The organism is Chryseobacterium sp. MEBOG06, from assembly GCF_021869765.1.
Lineage (GTDB): Bacteria > Bacteroidota > Bacteroidia > Flavobacteriales > Weeksellaceae > Chryseobacterium.
This window is the reverse complement of record NZ_CP084580.1, coordinates 3,071,128-3,082,686: the sequence shown is the minus strand read 5'-3', so window position 1 is coordinate 3,082,686 and position 11,559 is coordinate 3,071,128. Positions and strand designations below refer to the sequence as shown.

At 34.9% G+C, this 11,559-nt stretch carries 11 protein-coding genes; 2 read left to right on the top strand and 9 right to left on the bottom strand.

Annotated features, from left to right (window positions below):
* The first annotated feature begins 338 nt into the window (after positions 1-338).
* Positions 339-3,197 (top strand): aminomethyl-transferring glycine dehydrogenase, encoded by a 2,859-nt coding sequence (gene gcvP, locus LF887_RS14105; protein WP_236854884.1) that lies wholly within the window; start codon positions 339-341, stop codon positions 3,195-3,197.
* Positions 3,198-3,294: 97 nt separating this feature from the next.
* Here the strand turns inward: gcvP and LF887_RS14100 are convergent, their stop codons facing one another.
* The 9 genes from LF887_RS14100 to LF887_RS14060 form a co-directional block, all read right to left on the bottom strand.
* Positions 3,295-3,693 (bottom strand): helix-turn-helix domain-containing protein, encoded by a 399-nt coding sequence (locus LF887_RS14100; RefSeq protein ID WP_236854883.1) that lies wholly within the window; start codon positions 3,691-3,693, stop codon positions 3,295-3,297.
* A 283-nt stretch (positions 3,694-3,976) separates the two neighbouring features.
* Complete coding sequence (locus LF887_RS14095; RefSeq protein WP_236854882.1) at positions 3,977-4,216, bottom strand: hexameric tyrosine-coordinated heme protein; 240 nt, start codon at positions 4,214-4,216, stop codon at positions 3,977-3,979.
* A gap of 78 nt (positions 4,217-4,294) precedes the next feature.
* Positions 4,295-4,933: a Crp/Fnr family transcriptional regulator gene (locus LF887_RS14090; protein WP_236854881.1), complete on the bottom strand. Its 639-nt coding sequence runs from the start codon at positions 4,931-4,933 to the stop codon at positions 4,295-4,297.
* 165 nt (positions 4,934-5,098) lie between these two features.
* On the bottom strand, positions 5,099-6,136 hold the full coding sequence (locus tag LF887_RS14085; RefSeq protein ID WP_236854880.1) for a hypothetical protein: 1,038 nt from the start codon (positions 6,134-6,136) through the stop codon (positions 5,099-5,101).
* 125 nt (positions 6,137-6,261) lie between these two features.
* A complete protein-coding gene (locus LF887_RS14080) occupies positions 6,262-6,519 on the bottom strand; it encodes a hypothetical protein (protein WP_236854879.1) in 258 nt (85 codons plus the stop codon).
* 44 nt (positions 6,520-6,563) lie between these two features.
* Complete coding sequence (locus LF887_RS14075; RefSeq protein WP_236854878.1) at positions 6,564-7,394, bottom strand: hypothetical protein; 831 nt, start codon at positions 7,392-7,394, stop codon at positions 6,564-6,566.
* Positions 7,395-7,811: 417 nt separating this feature from the next.
* Complete coding sequence (locus LF887_RS14070; RefSeq protein WP_236854877.1) at positions 7,812-8,258, bottom strand: hypothetical protein; 447 nt, start codon at positions 8,256-8,258, stop codon at positions 7,812-7,814.
* A 7-nt stretch (positions 8,259-8,265) separates the two neighbouring features.
* The gene (locus LF887_RS14065; RefSeq protein WP_236854876.1) at positions 8,266-9,015 is read right to left on the bottom strand and encodes a YggS family pyridoxal phosphate-dependent enzyme; all 750 of its coding nucleotides are present in this window, start codon (positions 9,013-9,015) and stop codon (positions 8,266-8,268) included.
* A complete protein-coding gene (locus tag LF887_RS14060; protein WP_236854875.1) occupies positions 9,012-9,731 on the bottom strand; it encodes an AAA family ATPase in 720 nt (239 codons plus the stop codon). Before LF887_RS14060 ends, LF887_RS14065 begins: the two co-directional genes overlap by 4 nt.
* Before the next feature lie 1,353 nt (positions 9,732-11,084).
* On the opposite strand from LF887_RS14060, the gene LF887_RS14055 reads away from it, so the two are divergent.
* Complete coding sequence (locus tag LF887_RS14055) at positions 11,085-11,420, top strand: DMT family transporter (protein WP_236854874.1); 336 nt, start codon at positions 11,085-11,087, stop codon at positions 11,418-11,420.
* The last annotated feature ends 139 nt before the right edge of the window (positions 11,421-11,559 follow it).

The window sequence follows — 11,559 nt, the reverse complement described above, 5'->3', positions numbered from 1 at the left end:
TGAGATAAAGTTTTATCTGTTAAGGTTTGTTATATTTTATCGCTTTTACCTCTTTATTTTGATCATTATGATAAGCATATTCATAATTTTCTTCCATTTTTTCACTTGTAAGGCATTGTTTTATTTTTGATAAATTGACTGTGTTATTGAATATTATTAGTGGAATTAGGGAGATATCTGTTTAAAATAAAATAAAACTATGCAAAGCTTGCTAAAAAATTATCCTAATAAAACAGGGGAGTCATTTTGTGAATTATCATCCCTCTTATGCTCTTGTACAATCGTGTAAAAAATTGTAATTTTACCCATCTTTTACAAACAAAATCTAATAAATAAAAATGAATACAGAACAGTTTGTGAGCCGTCACATTTCCCTTAATGAAGCCGATAAACAGGCGATGTTGGAAAAACTTGGCGTTTCTAGTATTGAAGAGTTAATTTCTCAGACCATTCCTTCTTCTATCCGATTAGAAAAAGATCTTGAGATCTCAGCACCGCTTTCGGAGTACGAAATGTTGAATCACTCAAAAGATCTGGCATCAAAAAATACAGATTATACAAGTTATATCGGTTTTGGATACCATAATACACTTTTGCCTTCAGCAATTCAAAGAAATATTTTTGAAAATCCAAGCTGGTATACTGCATATACGCCTTACCAGGCGGAGATTGCACAGGGAAGGCTTGAGGCGCTTCTTAATTTCCAGACTGTAGTATGTGACCTTACAGGTTTTGCATTGGCTAATGCATCTCTGTTGGATGAGTCTACTGCGGCGGCTGAAGCTATGCATATGTTCTTTAACAACAGAACAAAAGATCAGAAAAAAGCAGATGCTAATAAATTCTTTATTTCTGACCTTGTATTACCTCAAACCGTTTCTGTATTAAAAACCAAAGCTGAAGGATTAGGAATCGAAGTGGTAGTGGGAGATCACAAAACTCATTCATTAGATGCTTCTTACTATGGAGTTTTACTTCAGTATCCGGGGAAAAACGGAATCGTTCTGGATTACACGGAAGATATCGTAGAATACAAAAAACTTGATCTTCAGGTAGCGGTAGCTTGTGATCCAATGGCATTGGTGAAGCTGAAGTCTCCTGCTTCTATGGGGGCTGACTGTGCTGTGGGAACTTCTCAGAGATTTGGTATTCCATTAGGATATGGTGGTCCTCACGCAGCATTCTTTGCTTGCAGAGAAGATTACAAGAGAGATATCCCTGGAAGAATCATCGGGGTTTCTCAGGATATGTACGGAAAACGTGCATTGAGAATGGCTTTACAGACTAGAGAGCAGCACATCAAAAGAGAAAGAGCTACTTCGAACATCTGTACTGCGCAGGTTCTTTTGGCAGTAATGGCTGGTATGTATGCTGTTTACCACGGTCCAAAAGGATTAAATTATATTGCTGATCAGATTCACTTTAAAGCCAATGCTTTGAATGGCGGTCTTAAAGCTTTAGGATACCAGACGGTGGAAGAGCCGATCTTCGATACTGTAAAAATCACGATGAGTGAAGATGAGAAAGGAAGACTGATGAGAATGATGCAGGATCACAGAATCAATCTTAACTACTTTACAGATGGTGTTGTAAGTATTGCGATCAATGAAAGCACAACATTGGAGAAATTAAATTATCTGATGGCTTCTTTCGCTCAGTTCAAAGATAAGCAGACTTTCAAATTAGAAATAAAAGAAGGATACAGCATTCCTGAAGAGAATCTTAGAAAAGATGAAATTCTTACGGAATCAGTATTCAACAAATACCATACGGAAACGGAATTGATGCGTTACATCAAACGTCTTGAAAGAAAAGATTTATCATTGACGCACTCCATGATCTCTTTAGGATCTTGTACGATGAAGCTGAACGCAGCAACTCAGATGCTTCCGCTTTCATGGGCAGACTGGGGTAGTGTACATCCGTTTGTACCGGTAGATCAGGCTGGAGGTTACCAGAAGATGATTGCAGAGCTTGAAAAAGATCTTGCTGAAATCACTGGTTTCGCAGGTACTTCATTGCAGCCGAACTCAGGAGCTCAGGGAGAATATGCAGGGCTAATGGTAATCAGACAATATCACATTTCAAGAGGTGACCACCACAGAAATGTAGTATTGATTCCTCAGTCTGCACACGGAACAAACCCGGCTTCTGCAGCAATGGCAGGAATGAAAATCGTAGTTGTAAAAAACCTTGAAAACGGTGAAATCGACTTCGAAGATCTTAAAGCTAAAACAGAACAGCATTCAGCAAACTTATCAGCTGTAATGATCACTTACCCTTCTACTTACGGATTCTTTGATGCTAACATTAAAGAGATCACAAATCTTATCCACGAGCACGGAGGGCAGGTATATATGGATGGTGCGAACATGAACGCTCAGGTAGGATTCACAAGTCCCGGAAACATCGGAGCAGACGTTTGTCACCTTAACCTTCACAAAACTTTCGCAATTCCTCATGGAGGTGGAGGTCCTGGAGTAGGCCCAATTTGTGTTGCCAAGCACCTGGTGCCATTCCTTCCTTCCAATGCGAATATCAGAATCGGATCTAAGGATGCGATTGATGGTATCTCTGCAGCACCTTACGGTTCAGGTCTTATCCTTAACATTTCTTATTCATATATTAAAATGTTAGGAACTGATGGTCTGAAAAAAGCTACAGGACACGCGATCATGAATGCCAACTACCTTAAGGAAATCTTAGCAGAACACTTCCCGATTTTATATTCAAATGAAAACGGAAGAGTGGCTCACGAATGTATCGTAGACTTCCGTCAGTTCAAATCTTTAGGAATTGAAGTGGCTGATGTAGCGAAGAGATTGATGGATTATGGATTCCATGCTCCTACGGTTTCTTTCCCGGTTGCAGGTACATTGATGATTGAGCCTACAGAATCTGAAAGCAAATCTGAAATCGACCGCTTTGCAGAAGCATTGATCTCTATCAAATCTGAAATTGATGAGATTGCTAACGGAGAAGCTGATCAGGCTAATAACGTATTGAAAAATGCTCCTCACACAGAGCAGTTGGTAATCTCTGATTCTTGGGATAAACCGTACAGCAGAGAAAAGGCCGCTTATCCATTAGAGTGGGTAAGAGACCACAAATTCTTCGCTTCTGTATCAAGAGTAGATGATGCTTACGGAGACAGAAACCTAGTATGTACTTGTGAGCCAATTGAAGCTTATATGTAATCTGAGTTTTTTAGATATAAAAAATCCCTTTCAGTAATGAAAGGGATTTTTGTTTTCTTATGGTCACTGCGAGCAATCTCAATGCTCGGATATATCTTTATCTTCTTTTAATAAGTTCTTCAAGCCTGGACATCATATCATCCTTTTCCTTCAACATTCTTTCATAAAGAGCAATTTTCTCTTCGTGGAGCTGGATGATTTTGTCAATAGGATTATAATTATTAACAATTACACCTGTTGCGTTATCATGAAAAGTACTTGAAATGATATTTATAGCTTGTTCCTCATCAAAATTCTGGAATGCTTCCACAGGAATTTTTAATACTTCGGAGATTTTTTGAAGCAAAGGATCTTCGATTGTTTCTTTTTGTTCCAATAATGAAATTTTCTTCTGATTCCAATCGTCACCTAAATCCAGTGCTAAAGCTTCCTGTTTGATGCCCAGCATTTCTCTGAATCTTTTAACGTTTCTGCCCTGATGTATTTTTTGTTCCATTTGTAGTTTTTTTGAAAACCTAAAATTGTAAATATAGAATAGTAAAGATAGAAAATTGTGATGGAAAAATGGAATGTATTTTCGAAGTATTTTTTAGAAAGAGACCACTGGTTCTGATTAGAGTTTTAAATGCTTTTATAAATACGATAAGAAAAGACTCATCTTCTTTATAGAAGTCCATAATGCAATTAATAAAAAGTTCTTTTCTTCCTAAAAGTAAATCCCTTCCACAAATGATGAAAAGGATTTGTATTTTTAGAAACAGCTTGGCTTTAATGCCAAATTATCTCCAGTAATTATTCGCAGCAGCAATAGTTGCAAATTCTGTAGCAACAGTCTGCCCGATAGCAATCAGCATGGCTGCATCATCAGCATACACGGGGCGTAGTTTTTCACGAATTTCGGCATCGGGCTGTGTTACTTTAATAATCAATCTTGCCATTTTTACGGCCAGTTGTCGTCCCTCTTCAGGTGTTTTTGTCAGAAGAGAATTGTTGGGTACTAATTGAATGGGTTCGCTCATTGTATTACTTTTTTAAATTTTGAAAATGTAATTATATTTATGCTACAAAAGTAGAAAGCAGAAATTCCGGTATCAGTATCAAAAGTCACTGGTCAGCAACTTTATTTTTCTATTATTCTGAATTAATTTTTTATCCAGTTCAATCTTTTTCATCAGCCTTGATATTACTTCCCTTGTCGTGCCCAGATCATCAGCAATGCTTTGATGTGATATGGCGAGTTCATTGGTTCCGGAAATCTTTGCTTTTGTTTTTAAATAATCCCACAGCCTGTCTTCAAGCTTGTAGCAGATGATCTGTTTGGTGGTATGTAGCAGATCATTATAATGCTTCTGAAATTCAGCGATAATAAGGTTACTGAAGGTTGGAAACCTGATAAGCCATTCTTTAGCTTTGTCAATAGGGATTAGCAGAATGGTGGATTTTCCTTCTGATATCGCTGAAAAATTAATGGGATTTTGATTAAACAGATGAACAAAGCTGAAAATACAGGAAGCCCCCTGCTGAATAAAATAGAGTAAAAACTGTACGCCATCTTCTTCGCTATATGCTTTTACATTGCCTTCTAAAACAATTGGTAAATATCGGATCAGCTGCCCTTGTTTTACAATAAACTCATTGTCGGGAAACAGTTTGATAATTCCGAATTTTTCAATTTCTGCGATCAGTTCCTTTCCAAAATCGGGGAGGCATTTTTGAAGAATAGTTGTGTTGGTCATAAATCAGACTGGCTTTTATGATGTTGAATATAACAAATCCCTCTCAATATTGGGAGGGATTTGTGTGTTTTTATTGTTATTGCGAGTTGTCGTTGCAAGCAAAATACTCTCAAAAGTTCTTTTATTTCTTTTTAATTAGTTTTGCACAATACTCATCATAGGAGATTAGTGAAAATTGGTTCCAGAAGCGTTTAGTAAGTTTACAATTGCTGTGTCGTTTATTGCAAATTCAAAGAGTTCTTCATTATAATCATTGATTTCATTTAAATGATTATCGATGTCATTGAGTATTTCGGCTATGATATTTCTATTAGGTTGATAATAGAAAAAGTATAACTTTATAATTCCTAATGCATTATTTAGAAAATCCTGTTTTGTAACCTCTAATTTGGGAAAAAAGTCTGTTATATTATCATAAAAGTAATCAATAATATTAAACATTCTTACAATAGGATGGGGGTGAGAGTATTTTTTTGTATAGAAATCTATTTTGTTCAAATCCAGTTTTGAAGTTTCAAACCTGAAATAGAAGAATACTTTTGTTATAAAAATACTACCTAAACCTGTATACAGCATACATTTGAATATGTTGTCATCATTAACTTGGTATTTTCTTTTCATTTTAAAAATATATTTCATCACTTCAAATGAAGCCATTCTGTCGGCATCAAACTCCCATGCGTGTTTTTTCATTTCAAATGTAGAGTGATCTAAATTTTCGTTTCTGTAATAATCAACAGATATTTTTGAACTATTAAATTGAAGAATATGTCGAAACTCATGGCTGAAAGTAAACTGTATTGAGCAGTTAAGCATAAATTTATTAAGTTCGAAATTCTCTAGATTGTATAAATCGGCATATGCATGTGAAAGTTGCTGATCACCCATTAATGCAATTAATAATATATGTATAATGTTCTTCTGATCAAATATATTATGCATCTGAATAGTATATCCGGTTGTAATACCTATTATATTATACCCCTTTACAGTTCTTGCGAAAGCGTTGCAGTAAGAATGATTTTTAATAACAAAATGGCAATCCTTTAATTTAAACTGATTAGCTTTTTCAGCAAGTAGCTCATTAAATTTATCCTCAAAGTATTTATACTTCTCTACAATATCCGGATCGAGTTCTTGATAGTCAAATGCGTCCGTAATAATTTGATATTTTACAAGTTTATCAAGTTCTTCTCTGTTCATTCTTATGTTGTCTTTAATATTGTGTGGTTAATAGTTGCAAAAATATGCTTTGTCAAAATTAAATATCCCTAGTCTGTAAAGTGAGAGATTTTTAGGGAAGGTTTTAGTATGCTTGTCACTTGTTTTTAAATGGGGAAATTATAGGAAAGCCATGTCATAAATGCGATCACGCTTACCAGTGAGATCAGAGAACCGTAAAAAAGTCCAAAGCCAAAATTTTTAAAGTATAAAAGCTTCTCTGACTTTAAAAAGTAAAGCAAAGCGCCTATAAGAAGGCATATAATAAATATTCCGATGATAGTCTCAAAACCGTCTAACAGCTGCAAAGTGATGACCAGTATCAGCTGTATAACAATGGTGATCGTAAGGAAAAAGTATTTCATGAAAGTTGTATTGAGTGGTTATGGGTGAAATAAATGCTGTTTTATTATTCAAATAATTCATATTTTTCCTTATAATCTTCTTTTGCTTTAAAGTGTTTTGTTTTTTTATCATAAAGAAATATATATTCTACAGGAATTTTTTTGAAAGGATGATCAACAGAATACTTGACCTGCTTACCATTGATTACCTCAGTATCATACCAATCTCCCTGCGGAGTATGACCCTGTATCAATACTATTTTCCCAGTGAAAGCAATATCATTAAGCCCATCCTTATTGAAGTCTTTAATGAGTAATTTTAACTCATTGGGTTCGTAAACTTTGCTGTCTTCATGGGCATCATAAGTTCTCAGTTTATAATCATAGTATCCTTCGTACACATTTTCCAAAGAATCTGCTGTTACTCTGTAGAGCTCATGTCCGCCATTACCTTTTCCTGTAACAATAGTGGTGAGTAGAAAAGGGTTTTCGTTGGGAAGAATAGAAAGGAATTCATATCGTTGGGCCGCTAATCTTTTCACAAGTCTACCGTCCTCTGCTACTATAAGCTGATATTTCCATGGACATTCTCCTGTAGAGCCAACCTTCCAGTTGTATTCAATAAAGTAATAATTTTCATCAGAGCCGTTTATTTTTACTTTTTTAAAGGCTGTTATTTTTTCACCTTCCTGCTGAGCAGGGCTTTCATGAATAATAAGATTAAAGGTCTGCCGAAGATTTGTGATAAACTTAGAAGAGTCTTTAATCTGCGGATAATCTGAAAGGTATCCGAATTTTACTCTCTCTTTATACTTATTTTCTTCCAGGCTTTCTTTTTTTTTAGTGCAGCTAAGAATAAGCAATGAAAAGGCGGTGAATGTTAGTGTTTTTTTCATAGGGTATTAGTCGTAAAAGAATGAGGAAATATATTAGATTTTAATGAAATCTCAATCGGTTAAAAATTTATTTCTATCTCGAAAAGAAAGAATGTTACTGAAAACAAGATCACCTCCCAAGAATTGAGAGGTGTTTTTATTATTTTCTAATGTGTTTTTTATCTTCTCTTATAGCTGTACGCAATCAAAATTGCGACTCCCATAATAAGCACAGTTATCATTGAAATGGTTTCAATTGAAATTCCACTTTTCATCTGTGTGTTTTCTTTTTCACATGAAAAAAAGAATAATACGGTCATTAGCAGACAGCCCGATAGTAATTTTTTTGTCATAAATGCATTTGTTTGGTTGTTAAATATTTATGATCAAAAAGTGTACCGGATTTGAAGGCTGAAAGTGGAGTTATTTTAATATGGCTTATAGTCTGGTTTTATTTAACTTTCCGGAGATTTTGTTGAGTACTGCCTGATACTGAAAGTACTCAATAGCCGTAATAAAAATGAAAAACAAGACAGGAATTACCAGTTCAATGATCCAGTGATGAACAAAGTTATATAAGATTAAAAAAAGTATTCCGGCGTAGGCTATATTGAACAGGATTGAATAAAAGGCTTCTATTTTATAAGTTAAAACCCCTGTATCCTCTTCATAGATGAAGTATTCTTTACCTGGAGATATCACCAGCGGAGATCTTTGGGAAAAGTCCAGTTTGAACAACTTATCTTTTCCTGTAATGACATTGTTTTCAATGGTTATAGTATTCACATCCCTTTCTGTAAATGAGTCCTGTACCATATCAGTCACATTTTTGAATGTTTTGCCGTTTTTTATTTCTGTTTTGAATGTATAGTGAAATGAAAGCATTAATTTTTTACTCTTTATTCTTTTCTGTATTTTCCTCGTTCCAATAATAGCTGTCCGGATAGATTCTGGGCCCGAAAACAGCTGTTCCTACACGTACAATTGTCGCACCTTCTTCAATCGCTGTTTCCAGATCACTGCTCATTCCCATAGAAAGTTCTTTCATTTCTACGTTGGGAATATTTTCGTGAATAATTTCCTGCTGAAGGTTTTTTAAAATTTGAAAACATGATCGTACTTTTTCTGTTTCTGCACTGAAAAGGCCGATGGTCATTAATCCTTTTATTCTTAAGGTGGATAATTCAGACACTTTTCTGGTGAGTTCTATAGCTTCAGTGGGATGAACCCCGAATTTACTTTCTTCACCGGATGTATTGACCTGAATCAGAACTTCAATTGTTTTGTTTCCGGCCAGAAGTTTCTGATGCAGCTTCTCCGCCAGATCCAGACGGTCCAGAGAGTGAATGCAAGTTACATCATATTTCAGAATATCCTTGATTTTATTGGTCTGAAGATGACCGATAAAATGATTTTCATGAGGAATATCCTTTAAATCTTCATATTTCTCCTTCAGCTCCTGAACTTTATTTTCAGCAATCAGCATATGTCCGTTTTCCAAAGCAATTCTGATACGATCCGCAGAAACTGTTTTTGTTGCTAAAAGTAATCTGATCTCATCCGGATTTCTTCCGGTCTTCTTACAAACTGCTGTTATCCGGTTTCTGATGATTTCAATATTGTGAAGGATATCTTCTTTCATGACTGTATGGTTTCTCTGGCTTCAAGTTTCCTGATTAAAGCTGCTTTAACAGCTGTAAGAGCATGATCTTTGGCTTCTGCGAAAGAAATGGAGTATCTGCGTTCAATAGTTCTCATCTCTTCGGGGAACTGATTCAGCAGCTGATCATAGTAAGTATCCAGAAATTCTGCAGAAGGCATTTCGTAATTGATCTTTAGCTGAAAACGCCTCAGAAGTGCAGTATCAATAATTTCAGGATGATTGGTGGCACAAAGCAAAAGGGCATTCTCAGGATAATAGTCAATAAGTTGAAGTAAGGTGTTTACCAGTCTTCTCATTTCGCCTACATCTTTATCATCACTGCCTCTGGCCTTTCCGATCTGATCCAGCTCGTCCAGGAAAAGCACAGCTCTTTCTCTGCCCGCTTTATCAAATATCATTTTAATATTCTGCGAAGTCTCTCCAATACGTGATGAAACAATATTACTCAGATTCAAAATGATAATGTTTTTTCCTAAAGCGTTAGCTAAAGCTTTAGCAGTCATTGTTTTCCCGCAGCCTGAACTTCCCTGAAGGAGAATCTTATTGTTTACCGGAAGACCGTACTCCTGCAGTTCTTTAAGGTACGTATGTTCTTTGATAAGCTGCGTAAGATGATCTCTATTGGTCTTATCAAGAAATACTTCGCTGAGGTTTACTTGTTCTTTGTCTTGAATAATAAGGTTATACAGGCTCATAATGACTGATCAATAATTCTAATCTTACAAAGATAAAGTTTTATTGAATGAAGTATAACATCCTGAATGAGAATAAAGGGGTGGTCCAGGGAGGGTTTTGGGAGTTGAAAATTGAAAGTTGAAAGTTGAAAATGGGTAATGAAGAGTCGATAATTGAAAATGGAGAGTTGAGAATGACGACGGAATATGGGGAAAATGGGGGATAGGTTGGGGTGATTAAAGAAGTTTTTTTTACAATTTATATTATAGGGAATATAATGTAGGGAAGTGGAGTATATTTTATTTTTTCTGTTTAAATTTTTGCAGAGTCTGTGGCTTTTTAGACTGATTCGGAAGGTTTTGGGGCTGGTTGAAAAAGTAAAGCCGGACTATTGCCCGGCTTTACTCATTGGATATTAAAATTTGTTATGAAACTAAGATCTTTCTGCTTATGTTTTTGGGCCCTTTTACCCCATTGAGTAAAAGAGCAACTGATTTCTCAGCCTAAAAACATAAAACAATATAATTAGTATAGATATTCTATAGGCTTATTTATTTTAGAATTAGTTTCTTTCTCTTCTTGCTGTCATGAAATATGATGTGAACACTACTAAACATGTTGCGATACCGATATAAGTTACCATTTTGTATTATTTTTAATTATTTGACTTTTTTTTATCAATCTTTCAATTGCAATATTACTACTTTCAAATCACGTGCCAAAGCAAAACATTATGATGTATATCAGTGCTTTACGGTGGTTGTTGTTCATTTATTGGTGATTTTTTGTTTACAATAAATTAATATATTATTGAGAATTTATTAATACTTTTATTGTTCTGTCTGTAAAATTATGTGAAAACGATAACCGTTTAAAGACTTCTGTATTGGACTTGATAAAACAAAAAATAAATAATGCGTTACATAATACCTCTGTAAAATGTTTTTTTGAGACGGAAAATTTTAGCGTAAATCTGATTTCTTTGTTAATAAAATTTATTTTAGGCTGTATTTTTTTAACAAAAGTTTTTGTCAGTTGTCAGATTTCATGACAAGGGGAAATATTTATATTGTCACAAAAATGAAAAAGCTGACACCAGCTATGAACGTATGTCAGATAAATGATGTGATAACTGGAAGTGTATTTAAGTTTCTTTATATTAGTTGATTACGGCTGTTTTTATTTTGGATTTATCATAAGCCTTCACAAAAAAGCCATTTTTTTTCTATGAATTATTTATCTCTAAACCGGGATTAAAAGTCAATGGGATAGGCAATACAGACGTTTTTTATGATCACTTTTTTGTTCATTTCCAGGGATTTGTTTTTAGGAATGGAAGTTCACTTTTGTTACTTTTGTAGAAAGAATAAATTATGGGACGCAGTTATATTTTTCTTGCTTTAGCTATTGTGTTTGAAATCATAGCCACTACTTTTCTAAAGAAATCTGAAGAATTCTCAAAACTATGGCCGTCTGTGGTAACGGTTATAGGATATGCCTGTGCATTTTATTTTTTGAGTCTTACACTACGTCATATTCCGGTAGGAATTACTTATGCTATCTGGTCCGGAGTAGGAATTATTTTTATTACGATCATTGGAGTCCTGGCCTTTAAGCAGGTGCCTGATGTTCCTGCAATTATTGGCATTGCACTGATCGTGATCGGGGTCATCATTATTAATTTGTTTTCAAAGATGGGAACGCACTGATTTTTAAAAAAGAGTAGTTGGGAAATGTAAGGGAATTGGATTGTAGCCTACCACTTAACAATACGTATCAGCTTCATTAAACAAGATAGATTCAGAAACTTCGGTTTCGTTTTTTCCAAAGCTTTTTAATGGTTTCGAA

Bases quoted from the DNA above. Each gene is read 5' to 3' on its own strand.
- gcvP (WP_236854884.1), top strand. From the start codon at position 339: ATGAATACAGAACAGTTTGTGAGCCGTCACATTTCCCTTAATGAAGCC.
- LF887_RS14100 (WP_236854883.1), bottom strand. From the start codon at position 3,693: ATGGAACAAAAAATACATCAGGGCAGAAACGTTAAAAGATTCAGAGAA.
- LF887_RS14095 (WP_236854882.1), bottom strand. From the start codon at position 4,216: ATGAGCGAACCCATTCAATTAGTACCCAACAATTCTCTTCTGACAAAA.
- LF887_RS14090 (WP_236854881.1), bottom strand. From the start codon at position 4,933: ATGACCAACACAACTATTCTTCAAAAATGCCTCCCCGATTTTGGAAAG.
- LF887_RS14085 (WP_236854880.1), bottom strand. From the start codon at position 6,136: ATGAACAGAGAAGAACTTGATAAACTTGTAAAATATCAAATTATTACG.
- LF887_RS14080 (WP_236854879.1), bottom strand. From the start codon at position 6,519: ATGAAATACTTTTTCCTTACGATCACCATTGTTATACAGCTGATACTG.
- LF887_RS14075 (WP_236854878.1), bottom strand. From the start codon at position 7,394: ATGAAAAAAACACTAACATTCACCGCCTTTTCATTGCTTATTCTTAGC.
- LF887_RS14070 (WP_236854877.1), bottom strand. From the start codon at position 8,258: ATGCTTTCATTTCACTATACATTCAAAACAGAAATAAAAAACGGCAAA.
- LF887_RS14065 (WP_236854876.1), bottom strand. From the start codon at position 9,015: ATGAAAGAAGATATCCTTCACAATATTGAAATCATCAGAAACCGGATA.
- LF887_RS14060 (WP_236854875.1), bottom strand. From the start codon at position 9,731: ATGAGCCTGTATAACCTTATTATTCAAGACAAAGAACAAGTAAACCTC.
- LF887_RS14055 (WP_236854874.1), top strand. From the start codon at position 11,085: ATGGGACGCAGTTATATTTTTCTTGCTTTAGCTATTGTGTTTGAAATC.